Raw genomic sequence first — 14638 nt, forward strand, 5'->3', positions numbered from 1 at the left:
GCCGGCGCCCGGCGTGTGCATCACGCCTCGCCGTCTTCTTCCATCATCTTGCGCAGCAGGAACTGCAGCGCGACCCGCTCGCCCGGATTGAGCGAGCCATACGTGCGCTCGGTCACCTGCCGTGCAAACGGCACCGTGCGGTCGATCAGCGCGAGGCCGGTCGCGGTTGCGCGCACGATCAGCTTGCGGCCGTCGTTCGGGTCGGGCAGCACCTCGATCAGCGCACGCGCCTTCAAGCGCTCGACGACGCCGCGAATCGTCGCCTGGTCGATCGCGGTCGCCTTGACGATGTCGTTCAGCGAGCACGCCTGGCGCTCCTTGACCGCGCACAGCGTCACGAACTGCGCGGCCGTGAGATCCGAATCGGGGATCGCTTCCTGGAAGATCGACACGTGCCGCTGATACGCTCGGCGCAGCAGATGTCCGACCTGGTCGTGAAAGTCGTAGGAATCCTTGGAAGACGCCATGAAAGTAAAGGCCCGTGCCGCATGCAAATGAAAGGCAAGCAGTGTACACCCTCAATTCGGCGCAACCCGCGGCCGGGTGCCCGCTTCATTGCGGTGCATCAGGATTCGCGGCACCCGGCACGCATCGCGCCTGACGATCGCCTGACAGTGGCGGATCACCGGCAGATACCGTCGCCGAACAGTTGCCCCGTGCGTCCGAACCTGCTGCCGCACGTGCATTTGCGCGCCGCGACAAGCTTTCGCGCACACACTTCGCTTTTGAGCGCATACGCACGAATTTCGTGCATGCTTCCGCGCGTTTACAGGGCATTTCCACAGGCGTTTTCGATCGTCCAGAACCCTATCAAAAGCTCGGTTTTTCTCATGCAATCGCTTACCTCGGAGCGGCCGGATTCATGCCAGTTCGATTCGGTATTTTCTAGTGTGTACGCTATTTAATTGCCGTGATATACAGACTCCGGTGCGCGGCGAAATGTCCGTCCGCGTCGATCGGCCACCCATTCATCCGTCACACTCGAACAGGGGCAATCCCATGTCTACCGCACACCCGAGCTCCGCCGTTTCCCCCGACGACGCGCTGCACGGCAATCTCTACCGCAAGGTCACGCTGCGCCTGATCACCCTCTTCTGCCTGTGTTACTTCGCGGCCTATCTCGACCGCATCAACATCGGGCTCGCAAAACTCCAGATGCTCGACGCGCTGAAATTCAGCGATACCGTGTACGGCCTCGGCGCCGGCCTGTTCTTCGCCGGCTACATCCTGTTCGAAGTCCCAAGCAACCTGGTGCTGCAGCGCGTCGGCGCGAAGCTGTGGATCGCGCGGATCATGATCACGTGGGGCCTGCTGTCGGGTGCGACGATGTTCGTGCACACGCCGATGCAGTTCTATATCGTGCGCTTTCTGCTCGGCGCCGCCGAAGCCGGCTTCCTGCCGGGCGTGCTGCTGTACCTGACACAGTGGTATCCCGATGCGCGCCGCGCGCGGATCGTCGCACTGTTCATGGTCGGCCTGCCGCTGTCGAGCATGATCGGCAGCCCGATCTCCGGCTGGATCATGCGCGCGTTCGACGGCACGCACGGTCTCGGCGGCTGGCAGTGGCTGTTCCTGCTCGAAGCGCTGCCGTCGGTACTGCTCGGCTTCGCGGTGCTGCGCTGGCTGCCCAACGGCATCGAATCCGCACAATGGCTGAACGCCGATGAAAAGCGGGCGCTGCGCACGAATCTCGACGCCGATCCGTCCGGCAACAAGAGTCACGCGCTCGGCAAGGCCTTCTCCGATCCGAAGGTATGGGCGCTCGGCCTGATCGACCTGTGCGTGCTGCTCGGCCTGTATGCGGTGAGCTTCTGGCTGCCGACGATCCTGCGCGACACCGGCGTGAAGGACGCGTATCACATCGGCTGGCTGATGGTGATCCCGAATGCCGCGGCCGTGCTCGCCACGCTGTATTGCGGCGCGAGCTCGGATCGTGCGCGCGAACGCCGTTGGCATATCGTCGTACCGTTCATGGTATCGGCCGTCGCGCTGGCGATCGCGGCCTCGTCGTCGCACGGCACGCTCGGGACGGTGCTGCTGTTTTCGCTGATCAACGCAGGCGCGGCCGCCGCGATGCCGGTCGTCTGGGCGCTGCCGTCCACGTTCCTGAAGGGCTCGGCCGCGGCCGGCGGGATCGCGTTCGCGTGCTCGATCGCGAACCTCGGCGGGTTCGGCAGCACCTACTTCATCGGCTGGCTGCGCGACACTTTCCATTCGCAAAGCGCGGGGCTGTACGGCTTCGCCGCGTGCATGCTGGTCGGCTGCGCACTCGCGCTCGCGTATCCGGCCAGGCTCGTGAACCGCTGACGCATCGCGTCGCCTGCCGCGACGCTGTCTTTTTTACACCCGCCCGCGTCAGGCTCGTTCGCCACACGCCCCCTCGTTTCGCGCCCGCGCCGCCACCCCACGCGCGCGGGCGCGGGTTTCCCGCCTCCGTCGACCGCGCAGGCACATCGCTTGCGCCATCCACGCGCCCGCCTCCCCGGCGGACAGCATCCTTCACCCAACCTGCGCTGCGCACCGCGCGAACCAGCGCGGCGTTCCCGCATCGCCAGCAGGTTCCCTGAACGAGAGGACGACATGAAATCAATACGAACACTGGTGGCCCTGTGCTCCGTCATTTCCGTGCTCGCGGCGTGCGGCGGCGACGGCAACGACGTCGGCACCGAACTCGGCATCTCGAAGCCGCAGGCGCGCTTCATCAACGCGGTCCCGGCCGGGCCGAATCTCGACTACTACCTGAATGCGAAGATCGACCAGTCGGGCGTCGCGTACAAGGGCGTGACGCGCTATCACGACATCGACTCGGGCACGCAGAACGCGAGCTACGACATCTCGGGCACGACGACGACCATCGCCGCGCAGTCGTTCAGCGCGGCGAACGGCCATCACTACACGACGATCGCGCTGCCAAGCAAATCGTCGGCGATTTCCGTCATCGACGATCCGTACAACAAGGGCCTGCTGTCGGACAAGGCACGCGTGCGCAGCTTCAACGCGTCGCCGAACACGCAGAACGTCGACGTATACGTCGTTCCGCCCGGCACCGACATCACGACGCAAAGCCCGACGCTGGCGGGCGCGGCCTACCAGAACGCGGTGCCGGCATCGACGCAGGATTCGATCTACCTCAATGGCGGCAGCTACCAGGTGATCGTTACGGTGGCCGGCAGCAAAGCGCCGATCCTCAAGACCGCGCCGGTCACCATCAACAACAACGCCGACTGGCTGCTCTTGACGATTCCGTCGGGCGGGATCGGCGACGTGACGCCGAACGACATTCACGTGCTCGTTGCACAGGGCAACGACGCCGATACGTCGGCACTGGAACTGGGCCCGCAGTAAGGGCTCCAAGCGGCCGCGGCGGCCGGTGCGGTTGCGCCGGCCGCCGGACCTCGAGCCTCGGTGTCAGTCGACCCGCTCGAGACGGATCACATGCTCGGCGCGCGTGCCGGTGCCGTGCTCGACATCGATATCGCCGACATGGCGCACGCGCCAGCCCGGCCGCGTCGCGATCTGCGGCAGGTTGCCGGACGGGCGGCTCTCGATCCCGCCGAGCCCTTCGTCGGGCGTATCGACCGCGTCGTCGAGCGACGCATTCGAATGGATCACGTTGTCGTGCCACTCCGACGCGCCTGCGGCGGCTTCCATGCCCTTGCCGTCGACGTCGACCGTGTTGTCGGTCATCGCCATGTTCGCGTTGTCGAGCGTGACGATCCGGCCGGCCGCGCGTCGCACTGGGTCGCCGCTGTCGACCGCGTGCGCGCCAACGTCGATCGGCGGCAGGCCGGTCGGCATTTTCCCCGCGACCGCCTCCGGCGTCAGCGGGTGCCGCGCCACCTCGGCGGCCTGGGTCGCCGCGTCGGGCATGTCGCCGGCCGCCGGCGTCCTTATCGGGCTCTTCTCGATCTGTTCCCGCTGCTTTTGCGGGTCAGGGTTCGATTCCGCGTTTTGCATCGCACCTCCTGTCCGACCGGCGTGCGCCGGCTCGGGCCGTCGCCGCCGGTCCTGAAATCGCTTCAACGATCCTTGCAAATCTTTCATGCGCACGGCCGCGCACACGCGCGCCACCCCGCGCACGTGCGAAGCCCGCACGGCACTCGACCCGCGAACGACGCGCCCGTGCGCGGCTTGCGCGCCGTCCGCCCAGTCGTTCAGCCGCCCCGTCAGCCGCCGCTCGCGCCGCCCGGCGCGGAAGCCGCGCCCGGCATGCTTGCGGCGCTTCCGGCCGCTCCGCTGCCCGGCATGCCCGACGGTGCGGTGGACGGCGCGGCCGACATGCCGCTCGTTGCGCCCGACTCGCCGCTGTCGCTCTTCTTCTGACAACCCGCGCCTGCCGCAAGGCCCGCGATCAGGATGCCGGCGAAGACGGCTCGCGATACATGACGAAATGAATATCGCTGCATGACACCTCCGCTGATGTCGATGTGGATGGAGCCCGCTGGCGAGCAATTCGCATGCCGCGCCCGGCCACCGCAGCCGACAGCATTCCATTCATTTTTCAAATGACGCCCAGCCGAATATTTAATTTCCCATCATCGCGCCGGCCACCCATACTCGCGAACAAATCCGAGACATAAGGTCCACGGCGGCCGGGCCGGCACTGCGTGTACACGCAGCCGGTTTCGCGCCCCGCACATGGAAGGAGACAACGGCGTGCAACTGGAAGCCACTCACCGCCCGGGCCTCGTGCTCGGCACGGACGACGCACCGCATCGAACCGACACGGCTACGCGCGACCCCGCGCTGAGCCCGCGGCTGCACAACCCCGACCTCGCGCCGACCAGGGCCGAGGGCCGGACCTGGGGCCGCTACAGCATCTTTGCGCTGTGGACCAACGACGTGCACAACATCGCGAACTACTCGTTCGCGATCGGGCTGTTCGCGCTCGGCCTGTCGGGCTGGCAAATGCTCGCATCGCTCGCGATCGGCGCGGTGCTCGTGTACTGCTTCATGAACCTCACCGGCTACATGGGCCAGAAGACCGGCGTGCCGTTCCCGGTGATCAGCCGGATGAGCTTCGGCATCTATGGCGCGCTGTTGCCCGCGATGATCCGCGCGGTGATCGCGATCGCTTGGTTCGGCATCCAGACCTATCTCGCGTCCGTCGTGCTGCGCGTGCTGCTCACCGCGATCTGGCCGGGCCTCGCCGCATTCGACCAAAACGCGATCTTCGGGCTGTCGACGCTCGGCTGGATCACGTTCGTCGCGATCTGGCTCGTGCAGATCGGCATCCTCACATACGGGATGGAAATGGTCCGCAAATACGAGGGACTCGCCGGCCCGGTGATCCTCGTCACGACGCTGTCGCTCGCCGCGTGGATGTTCGGCCGTACGGGCGGCCATCTCGCGATGTCGATCGGCAAGCCGATGACCGGCGTGAAAATGTGGACGGAGATCTTCGCGGGCGGTTCGCTGTGGCTCGCGATCTACGGCACGCTGGTGCTCAACTTCTGCGATTTCGCCCGCTCGTCGCCGAGCGCGAAGACGGTGCGCGTCGGCAACTTCTGGGGCCTGCCGGTGAACATCCTCGTGTTCGCGACGATCAGCTTCGTGCTCGCCGGTGCGCAGTTCAAGCTGAACGGCCAGATCATCCACAGTCCGACGGAAATCATCGCGACGGTGCCGAACAAGCTGTTCCTCGTGCTCGGCTGCCTCGCATTCCTGATCGTGACGGTCGCCGTGAACATCATGGCGAACTTCGTCGCGCCGGCGTTCGTGCTGACGAGCCTCGCGCCGCACCGCCTGTCGTTCCGCCGCGCGGGCCTGATCAGCGCGACGATCGCCGTGCTGATCCTGCCGTGGAACCTGTACAACAGCCCGATTGTGATCGTCTACTTCCTGTCCGGCCTCGGCGCGCTGCTCGGCCCGCTGTACGGGATCATCACGGTCGACTACTGGCTCGTGCGCAAGCAGCGCGTAAACGTGCCCGATCTCTATACCGAAGCGCCGACCGGCACCTATTTCTACACGCGCGGCGTGAACCGCAAGGCGCTCGCGGCGCTCGTGCCTTCCGCGCTGATCTCGATCACGCTCGCGGTCGTGCCGGCCTTCGGTGCGATGACGCCGTTCTCCTGGCTGCTCGGCGCGGCCATCGCGGGCAGCGTGTACTGGCTGCTGGCCGATCGCAAACGGCAATACGACGAGCGCTCGGGCGAACACATCGCGGTCGCCTGCGCGCAACACTGAACCCACGCATACGGAGTGCCCGATGAGGATCCTGGTAGTCAACGTCAACACGACCGAGTCGATCACCGACGCGATCGCCGCGCAGGCGCAGGCCGCCGCGTCGCCCGGCACGGAGATCGTCGGGCTGACGCCGCGCTTCGGCGCGGAGTCGGTCGAAGGCAACTTCGAGAGCTACCTCGCGGCGATCGCCGTGATGGATCGCGTGTTGAGCTACGACGAGCCGTACGACGCGGTGATCCAGGCCGGCTACGGCGAACACGGCCGCGAAGGCCTGCAGGAACTGCTGACCGTGCCCGTCGTCGACATCACCGAAGCGGCCGCGAGCATCGCGATGCTGCTCGGCCATCGCTACTCGGTCGTCACGACACTCGACCGCACGGTGCCGCTGATCGAGGATCGCCTGAAGCTCGCCGGGCTCGACGCGCGCTGCGCGTCGGTGCGCGCGAGCGGCCTCGCGGTGCTCGAGCTCGAAGAGAACCCGGCCCGCGCGATCGAGTCGATCGTCGGACAGGCGCAGCGCGCGGTGAAGGAGGATCGCGCGGAAGTGATCTGCCTCGGCTGCGGCGGAATGGCCGGCCTCGACCGGCAGATCGAGGAATGCACGGGCGTGCCGGTGGTCGACGGCGTATCGGCCGCGGTCGCGCTCGCCGAGTCGCTGGTACGCTTGAAGCTGAAGACGTCGAAGGTCCGCACGTATGCGCCGCCGCGTCCGAAGCGGATCGTCGGCTGGCCGGGGACCTTCGCAAAATGACGGGCCGCCGGCCGGCCGCCGCGTCGCGCTCGGGCATCGTGTCGCCGGGAGGCGTATCGGCATGCGGGACCCGCTAGACCCGAATGCCCCGCCCTTCGACGCGTCCGCCGCCACGGACGTGCTCGACGTACTGGATGCGCGGCTGATGCGCATCCTGCTGGTGCTGCTGACCGAGCGCACCGTGTCGCGCGCGGCCGTGCGCCTGAACATGTCGCAGCCGGCGACGAGCGCCGCGCTCAAGCGCCTGCGCACGCTGCTCGGCGATCCGCTGCTCGTGCGCAGCCGCTACGGGATGGTGCCGACCGAGTTCGGCGCGCGGCTGATCGAACCGCTGCGCAACGCGCTGCGCGTGATCGACTTCATTCGCATCCAGCAACCGACGTTCGACGCGCGCACGTCGGTGCGCACCTACCGGATCGGCTGCCCCGATTACCTGAACGTGCTGTTCGTGCCGAAGCTCGTGGCACTGTTCCGCGAGCGCGCGCCGGACGCGCAGCTCGTGTTCCATCCGCTCGGCGACGGGTTCGACGACGAGCGCGCACTCGCCGACGGCGAGCTCGACGTCGTGATCGACAATCGCCCGGCCCGCTCGTCGCGGTTCCGGCAGGACGACCTGTTCGACGACCGCGTCGTATGCCTGATGCGTGCGACGCATCCGCTCGCGCGGCGCGGCGCGATGACGGCCGCCGATTTCGCGGCAGCGCCGCAGCTGTGCCCGACGCCGTCGTGGCTCGAAGCATCCGGCGCGATCGACCGGCACCTCGAACGCGTGGGGCTGCGGCGGCGAATCGTCGTCACGCTGCCGCACTTCGAACTCGCCGCGCATGCGCTCGTGCGCTCCGACATGATCCTGACCACCACGTACCGGCTCGCGCGGCACTATGCGAAGCCGCTGCCGCTCGCCGCCGTCGCGCTGCCGGTCGAACCGCCCGATATCGCGTACCGGATGACGTGGAACGAATCGGGTTCGTGCGTCGAGGGCGTGCGCTGGCTGCGCGGGCTGGTCGCCGAAGCGACGCGCCGCTGGCTCGACGCCGAGGCCGCGCTGCCGGCGGTTGCAGCGGTTGCGGCGGTTGCGGCGGTTGCGGCCGCAACCGTACCGGAGACGCCCGCGCCCGAGCCGCCACGTCCGCCGCGAGCACGCAAGACAACGCACTGCCGTGCCGCGCGCCGGCCGCTCGTCGCACGCGTCGCGCGTCGTCCGCGCCACACGGCGAAATCGCACTGAACCGCGAGCGAACCGCGGCGAACGCGCGTCATGTCGCTGCACGCGCATCGCACCGGTTGTCGTCGCATCGATCGCTGCGACGCTGCGCGCAGCCTGCTCGCGGCCGATACATCGGCGATCCGGCGCGATCCGCCGATCCGATCGCGCTTTTTCCTCTGCTTTCCTCCGCGCACCGGCGACTGCATGTCAGACTAATCCTATTTACCCGCGTCGGTCCGCTCTTGCACAATGCAGTCCAGCGAACGCCATGCGTCGTCATGCGTCTCTCCAACAACAAGCTTGCCACGGGCAGCACACCGAGGAATCCCCGATGAAACACACGCTGATTGCCATCACGCTCCCGATCGCATTGCTCGCCAGCACCGCCGCAATGGCCGATACGCAGGATTGCGCGACGCGCGTCCGCGCGCTGCAGACGCAGATCGACTACGCGAAGCAGCACGGCAATACGCAACAAGCCATGCGCCAGCAGGCGGCGCTGGAGAAGATCAGGACGAACTGCACGGACGCGGGCCAGCTCGCACGCGCCGAACGCAAGATGCGCGACAAGCAGCGCGACGTCGAGAAGGCGCGGGCTGAAGTACGCAACGCTGAATCGGACCTGCGGCAAGCCGAAGCACGCGGCTACGCGGGCAAGCTCGCGAAGGCACAGCGCAAGCTTGCCGACAAGCAGCGCAAGCTGCACGACGCGACCCGCGCGCTGCATGATGCCGAAATCGGTCGCGACGCGCTGAAGCGCTGACGCGGCCCGATCCGCGCGCCGTGCGCGACATCAGCCGTGGCGCGCGATCATCGGCAACACCGAACAGCGACACGATCGACCCCAGCGTCGACAACAGGATCGTGCGCGACGTCACACGCTTCGCGTCCATGGAATTCCGCCTGCATGTACGGCCGCGTGCCGACCGTCAGCGCAGCGAGCACGACGGCGATCTGCGCGAGCACGCGCAACAGATTCTCGATCGTCGATGACATCTTGAATACGCTGCGCGAATCCGGAACGCGCAAGCTTGATGATTCTGTCGTGGCGCGTGCGAAACATGCCAAACACCCCGCTACGCGTCGCGCATCGGTTGCGCAAGCAACTTGTATGCACCGACGGCCGTAACGAGCGCGAGCACACCGCTCACCGTGAGCGCATCGGCGAACCCGCTCGCGAACGCGACGGGCGCGGCCTGTGCGAGCGCGCCGGCCGCCGACCGCGGCACGCGGTCGAGCGCCCGCGCCAGATCGCCGGCCAGCAGGCTCGACATGAACGGCGCGTCGGCGAACACGCGCAGGCCGGGCGCGGCGGACAGCAGCCGGTCGAGCCGCGCATGCGTGCTCGCCGCCAGCACCGCGCCGAGCACGCCAACGGCCGTAACGATCGCCGAGAAGCGCGTCGTCGTGCTGATGCCCGACGCCATGCCCGTGCGGTCCGGCGGCACGCACGCCATGATCGCCTTCTGCGTATCGCCGTTCATGATGCCTGCGCCGCAGCCCGTCACGAACATGCCGATCGCGACGAGCCGGTAGTCGCCGCTGGCCGTCAGCGCCGCGGTCGCGAGGTTGCCCGCGCCGATCAGCGCGAGTCCGCCCGCCAGCACGCCGCCGGACGACACGCGCGCGGCGAGCGCCGCACCGAGCGACGGCCCGGCGATCATCGCGAACGCGAACGGCAGCATCCCGAGGCCCGCGTCGATCGCCGACATCCCGAACGCGTTCTGCAGGTATAGCGGCAGGAACGTCATCATCACCTGCGCGCACGCCGCATAACCGAACATCGCGAGCACGGCGCCGACGAAGCGCGGCTGGCGAAACAGCGCGAGATCGATCATCGGCCGCGCCTGCCAGCGCTCGGCGCCGACGAAAGCGGCAAGCAGCGCGACGGCGAGCGCAAGCCGGCCGAGGGTCGCGGCCGACAGCCAGCCGTGCGACGGTGCGCCGATCAGCGCGGCGATCGCGCATGCGAGCGCCGCGCCAAACAGCAGGCTGCCGGCGGCGTCCACGCGTTTCGCGTGCGGATCGCGCGATTCGTCGATCGCGACGCGCGCGCCAACCGCCAGCAGCGCGCAGACGGGCAGGTTCAGCAGGAACACCCAGCGCCAGCCGATCCATTGCGTGATCGCGCCGCCGACGAGCGGCGCGATCGCCGTCGCGATCCCCATGCACATCCCCCAGATCGCCCACGCGCGCGCCCGTTCGCGGCCATCCGGAAAACGATTCGCGATCACCGCGAGTGCGGCCGTCAGCAGCAGCGCGGCGCCGCCGCCCTTCAGCGCGCGCGCGGCGATCAGCCAGCCGGCCGACGGCGCGATGCCGCAGCCGAGCGACGCGAGAAAAAAGAGCGCGAGCCCCGCGCCGAGCATCCGCTTGCGCCCGAAGCGGTCGGCGAGCCCGCCGGCCGGCAGCAGGCAAGCGGCGAACGCGGTCATGTACGCGCTGACGACCCATTCGATATCGGCGAAGCTCGCATGAAAACTGCGCGCGATGCTCGGCAGCGACACAGCGACGACGTTCGTGTCGAGCACGATCAGCGAACAGGTCGCCGACGCAACGGCGAGCGTCGCTACGGCCGGCAGGCGGGCACCCGCATGCGGGGCAGCGCCCGCGCCGGCGCGCGACGCCGGTGAGGACTGGGACATCGGCAACTCCTGCGCAGGATGAACGAGCCGTATGCTAGGCTTGCCCGGTATTGCCTGTCATTGACACTCCGATGCTGTTTTATTGACGAAAATTGCAATCATGGACCGGCTCGAATTCCGTCACGTGCGCGCATTCCTGAGCGTCGCGCAGCACCTGCATTTCGCCCGCGCGGCCGACGCGCTCGACATGGCGCCGCCCGCGCTCACGCGGCAGATCCAGGAAGCCGAACGCGTGCTCGGCGTGCGGCTCTTTCACCGGTCGCGCCGCGCGGTCACGCTGAGCGCGGCCGGCGAGGCCTATCTCGCCGAGGCGAGGGCCGCGTTCGAGCACCTGCAGCGCGGCCGCGAACTCGCCGCGCTGGCCGAGCGCGGCGAACTCGGCCGGATCGAGATCGGCTACGTATCGTCCGCCGTCTATTCGGGCACGCTGCAGCGCACGGTCGGCGCGTTCCGCGCCGCGCACCCGCGCATCGAGCTGAACCTGCGCGAAGTGCCGATGGACGATGTCGCGAACCAGCTCGACGCGGGCCGGCTCGACCTCGCGTACGTGCGCCCGCCGCTGCCGCTGCCCGGCGGCCTGCGGATCGTCACGCTGCAGCGCGACGTGTTCGTCGCGGCCGTGCCGACCGATTCGCGCTACGCGTCGACGGCGGCCGTACGCGCAGCCGACCTCGCCGACGCGCGCTTCGCGGTGCCGGAACAGGAGCTCGGCACGCTCGAAGTCGCGCGCCGCGGCCGTTTCGCGCCGGTGATCGCCGCGCGGCCGGGCGGCTTGCTCGCGGTGCTCGCGTGCGTGTCCGTGAACGGCTGGGTCGCCGTGATTCCCGACGCGCTGGCCGGTTGCGTGTCGCTGCCGGGCGTCGTGTACCGGCCGATCGCCGGCAAGCCGATCATGTCGGAACTCGCGCTCGCGCACCGGCGGTTCGAAAAGGCGCCGGCGGTGAGGGCGTTCCTGCGCACGGTTTCGTCGGCCGCATAGCCGCCCGCGCGCGTCTGGCGTCGCGATCGGCCGCCCCGGCCGTCGCCGCGCGAATATGCATTTCACGATTCGATGTTTGTCGGCCGGAAACCGATTCCGTAACCTGCCCGGCAGCCGCGCCGCACGCGCGCGGATCACCGAGGACACCCCGCCGATGAATCCCTCTTCCGCCACGGCACGCCGCCGCGTGCTGCAGCGTCTTGCCGCCCTCGCCGCCGCGCCGCTCGCCGGCGGCGTCGCACTGCCAGCCCGCGCGGCCGGCGCCGACCTGTCGGGCGTCACGCTCGTGCTCGGCGACCAGGCCGGCGGCCTGCGCGCGCTGGCCGAAGCCGCGCACGTGCTCGACGGCACGCCGTACCGGTTCCGCTGGGCCAATTTCCAGGGCGCCGCGCCGCTGTTCGAGGCACAGCGCGCGGGCGCGATCGATCTCGCGCCGGCCGGCGACCTGCCCGTGCTGACGGCCGCGCTCGGCGATCCGTCGCTGCGGATCGTCGCGACGCGGGTCGGCTCGCCGGCGTCGCTCGGCATCGTCGTGCAGCCCGACTCGCCGGTCCGCACCGTCGCCGACCTGAAAGGGCAAACCGTCGTCGTGTCGTCCGCGCGCGGCAGCATCTCCCAATACCAGTTGTACGGCGCGCTGCGCGAACACGGCCTCGCGCCGCGCGACGTCGACGTGCGTTTCGTGCTGCCCGTCGATGCGTTCGCGGCGTTCGAGGCCAGGCGGATCGGCATCTGGGCGACCTTCGACCCGTACTACGGCCATGCGGTACGACGCGGCGCGCGCATCGTCCGCGACGGCAGCGGCATCAATTCGGGGCTCGCGTTCCTCACGTCGCCGGTCGACACGCTCGACGACCGCGCGAAGCGCGCGGCGCTCGCTGACGTGCTCGCACGGCTGACCCGCGCGGGCCAATGGGCGCTCGCGCACCCGGCCGACTACGCGACCGTCTATGCGTCGCTGACGCGCCTGCCGCCCGACGCGGCCGCCGACATCGCGCGCCGCGCAGCGCTCGCGCAACGCAGCCTCAGCGGCGCCGACATCGACGTGCTGCAGCGCGTCGCCGATCGCGCGGCGGCGGATGCGATCCTGCCGCGGCGCGTCGATGTCGCATCGATCGCGATCCGGAATCTGTCTGCCGGATAGAAGGCAGGAGGCGCCAGGCACTGCAACGCGGCGGGCTACGCTCGGCGCGGCTTCGACATGTCGAGATCCGGCACGTCGTCGCCGAAGGTCGACGCGACGAGCGTGCGCATCGCGGCGATCAGCAGCGTCGGCCCCGACTGGTTGAACGTGCAGCGCTCGCCGGCAGCCGGCACCGCGCGATGCAGCACGGCCCGCCACGCACCGTGCCCGCCGTCGCGCTCGAACGCGGAGAACGGCAGCCGCTCGACGATCGGGCCGCCGTCCGTCCATGAAGACGACGGCGCGAACGACACGCTCGCGCCGCCCGTCTCGCGGATCGCCCGGCATGCGCCGCCGGCGACGCACGGCGCGCCGAGGCCTTCGGCCAGCGCCACCCAGTAGTCCAGCGCTGCGCCGGTCAGGTCCTGAACTTGCATTGCGCTCTCCTTCGACATCGAAAAACCTCGTCCCGGCGCCCGCGCACGCCGCCGGCCGTCGGCGAACCGTGCATCGACGGCGCAACAGCCCGCCGCGCAACCCGCGCATCGGTATTACGAATCGCCGATTTCTGCCTACAATGATCGTAACGCCTGTCGTCCGGCCTGCGGTGGACGACAACCGGATCCATACGGTGCAGCGCAGGCCGGATCTCTCGGGGGACGCATGCCCACGCACGCCAGAAAGCCGCTGGTCTCGCTCGTCGTGCCGTTTCACGACGAAGACGAAACGATCGACGCATTCTTTGCCGAAACGCTGCCCGTCCTCGAGTCGCTCGACGCGGTCCGCTTCGAGATCGTCTGCATCAACGACGGCAGCCGCGATCGCACGCTCGACCGGCTGCTCGAGGTCATGGCCGGCGACCCGCGCGTGCGCGTCGTCGATCTCACGCGCCGCTTCGGCAAGGAGGCCGCGCTCACCGCCGGCCTCGACGAAGCGGCCGGCGCCGCGGTGATCCTGATCGACGCCGACCTGCAGGACCCGCCCGCGTTGATCCCCGCGATGATCGAGCGCTGGCTCGCGGGCGCCGAGGTCGTTGCCGCGAAGCGCACCGACCGGATGTGCGACCCATACCTGCAGCGCGCGGCGGCCGCGCTCTACTACCGCGTGCACAACCGGCTCTCCGAAGTCGAGATGCCGGAGAACGTCGGCGATTTCCGGCTGATGGACCGTCAGGTCGTCGACGCGCTGCGCGCGCTGCCCGAGCGGCGACGCTTCATGAAAGGCCTGTTCGCGTGGGTCGGCTTTCGCACCGCGATCGTCGAATACACGCGCGCGCCGCGCAGCGGCGGCCGGTCGAAGTTCTCCGGATGGAAGCGCTGGAACTTCGCGCTCGAAGGCATCACGAGCTTCAGCACGGTGCCGCTGCGCGTGTGGACCTACGTCGGCCTCACGTTCGCGATGCTCGCGCTCGTCTACGGCGCGTTCATCGTCGTGCGCACGCTGCTGCTCGGCAACCCGGTGCATGGCTACGCGTCGCTGATTTCCGTCGTGCTGTTCATCGGCGGCATCCAGCTGGTCGGCATCGGCGTGATCGGCGAATACCTCGGCCGCATCTATCACGAGTCGAAGCAGCGCCCGGTCTATCTGGTGCGGTCGCGCTACCGCGCCGAGCGGGATGCCGTCGCGCATCCGGCGTCGAAGCTGCTGCAGTTCCCGCTCAAGCGCGCGCACGCGGCCCGCCGCCGGCCGGCGATGCCCGCGGCCACCGGCCACGCCGCCAGGAAAATTTCCGTCAAGTAACCGG

At 68.9% G+C, this 14638-nt stretch carries 16 protein-coding genes; 12 read left to right on the plus strand and 4 right to left on the minus strand.

What is annotated here, in order from left to right; all coding sequences use genetic code 11:
- Window positions 1-20: 20 nt before the first annotated feature.
- On the minus strand, window positions 21-467 hold the full coding sequence (locus tag DM992_RS20120) for a MarR family winged helix-turn-helix transcriptional regulator (protein ID WP_111018342.1): 447 nt from the start codon (window positions 465-467) through the stop codon (window positions 21-23).
- Window positions 468-999: 532 nt separating this feature from the next.
- On the opposite strand from DM992_RS20120, the gene DM992_RS20125 reads away from it, so the two are divergent.
- Window positions 1000-2307, plus strand: a complete 1308-nt coding sequence (locus DM992_RS20125; RefSeq protein WP_111018343.1) for an MFS transporter — start codon at window positions 1000-1002, stop codon at window positions 2305-2307.
- A 273-nt stretch (window positions 2308-2580) separates the two neighbouring features.
- The gene (locus DM992_RS20130; protein ID WP_111018344.1) at window positions 2581-3345 is read left to right on the plus strand and encodes a DUF4397 domain-containing protein; all 765 of its coding nucleotides are present in this window, start codon (window positions 2581-2583) and stop codon (window positions 3343-3345) included.
- A gap of 63 nt (window positions 3346-3408) precedes the next feature.
- On the opposite strand, the gene DM992_RS20135 is transcribed toward DM992_RS20130, so the two are convergent.
- On the minus strand, window positions 3409-3957 hold the full coding sequence (locus tag DM992_RS20135) for a DUF3005 domain-containing protein (RefSeq protein WP_111018345.1): 549 nt from the start codon (window positions 3955-3957) through the stop codon (window positions 3409-3411).
- A gap of 72 nt (window positions 3958-4029) precedes the next feature.
- On the opposite strand from DM992_RS20135, the gene DM992_RS20140 reads away from it, so the two are divergent.
- From DM992_RS20140 to DM992_RS41725, 7 genes are all read left to right on the plus strand, one after another.
- On the plus strand, window positions 4030-4323 hold the full coding sequence (locus DM992_RS20140; RefSeq protein ID WP_239511416.1) for a hypothetical protein: 294 nt from the start codon (window positions 4030-4032) through the stop codon (window positions 4321-4323).
- Window positions 4324-4638: 315 nt separating this feature from the next.
- Window positions 4639-6189: an NCS1 family nucleobase:cation symporter-1 gene (locus DM992_RS20150; protein ID WP_111018346.1), complete on the plus strand. Its 1551-nt coding sequence runs from the start codon at window positions 4639-4641 to the stop codon at window positions 6187-6189.
- Between the two features lie 22 nt (window positions 6190-6211).
- Entirely contained in the window at window positions 6212-6940 is a 729-nt protein-coding gene (locus tag DM992_RS20155; protein ID WP_111018347.1) for an aspartate/glutamate racemase family protein, read from the plus strand.
- 61 nt (window positions 6941-7001) lie between these two features.
- A complete protein-coding gene (locus tag DM992_RS20160; RefSeq protein ID WP_111018348.1) occupies window positions 7002-8168 on the plus strand; it encodes a LysR family transcriptional regulator in 1167 nt (388 codons plus the stop codon).
- Window positions 8169-8198: 30 nt separating this feature from the next.
- Window positions 8199-8363 carry a hypothetical protein gene (locus tag DM992_RS41720; RefSeq protein ID WP_162631699.1) on the plus strand — a complete coding sequence of 55 codons (165 nt, stop codon included), beginning with the start codon at window positions 8199-8201 and terminating at the stop codon, window positions 8361-8363.
- Window positions 8364-8478: 115 nt separating this feature from the next.
- Window positions 8479-8910, plus strand: a complete 432-nt coding sequence (locus tag DM992_RS20165) for a DUF1090 family protein (protein WP_111018349.1) — start codon at window positions 8479-8481, stop codon at window positions 8908-8910.
- A 20-nt stretch (window positions 8911-8930) separates the two neighbouring features.
- Entirely contained in the window at window positions 8931-9140 is a 210-nt protein-coding gene (locus tag DM992_RS41725) for a hypothetical protein (protein ID WP_162631700.1), read from the plus strand.
- Window positions 9141-9223: 83 nt separating this feature from the next.
- Here DM992_RS41725 and DM992_RS20175 read toward each other — a convergent pair whose 3' ends face one another.
- Entirely contained in the window at window positions 9224-10792 is a 1569-nt protein-coding gene (locus DM992_RS20175) for an MFS transporter (RefSeq protein ID WP_111018351.1), read from the minus strand.
- 100 nt (window positions 10793-10892) lie between these two features.
- On the opposite strand from DM992_RS20175, the gene DM992_RS20180 reads away from it, so the two are divergent.
- On the plus strand, window positions 10893-11771 hold the full coding sequence (locus tag DM992_RS20180) for a LysR family transcriptional regulator (protein ID WP_111018352.1): 879 nt from the start codon (window positions 10893-10895) through the stop codon (window positions 11769-11771).
- A 154-nt stretch (window positions 11772-11925) separates the two neighbouring features.
- Complete coding sequence (locus DM992_RS20185; protein ID WP_111020310.1) at window positions 11926-12915, plus strand: ABC transporter substrate-binding protein; 990 nt, start codon at window positions 11926-11928, stop codon at window positions 12913-12915.
- Between the two features lie 35 nt (window positions 12916-12950).
- Here the strand turns inward: DM992_RS20185 and DM992_RS20190 are convergent, their stop codons facing one another.
- The gene (locus DM992_RS20190) at window positions 12951-13331 is read right to left on the minus strand and encodes a phage protein NinX family protein (protein ID WP_111020311.1); all 381 of its coding nucleotides are present in this window, start codon (window positions 13329-13331) and stop codon (window positions 12951-12953) included.
- Between the two features lie 226 nt (window positions 13332-13557).
- Between DM992_RS20190 and DM992_RS20195 the strand changes: the two genes are divergently transcribed.
- Window positions 13558-14634 (plus strand): glycosyltransferase family 2 protein, encoded by a 1077-nt coding sequence (locus DM992_RS20195; protein WP_111018353.1) that lies wholly within the window; start codon window positions 13558-13560, stop codon window positions 14632-14634.
- Window positions 14635-14638 lie beyond the last annotated feature (4 nt).

The organism is Burkholderia sp. JP2-270 (genome assembly GCF_003233675.1).
GTDB lineage: Bacteria > Pseudomonadota > Gammaproteobacteria > Burkholderiales > Burkholderiaceae > Burkholderia > Burkholderia pyrrocinia_C.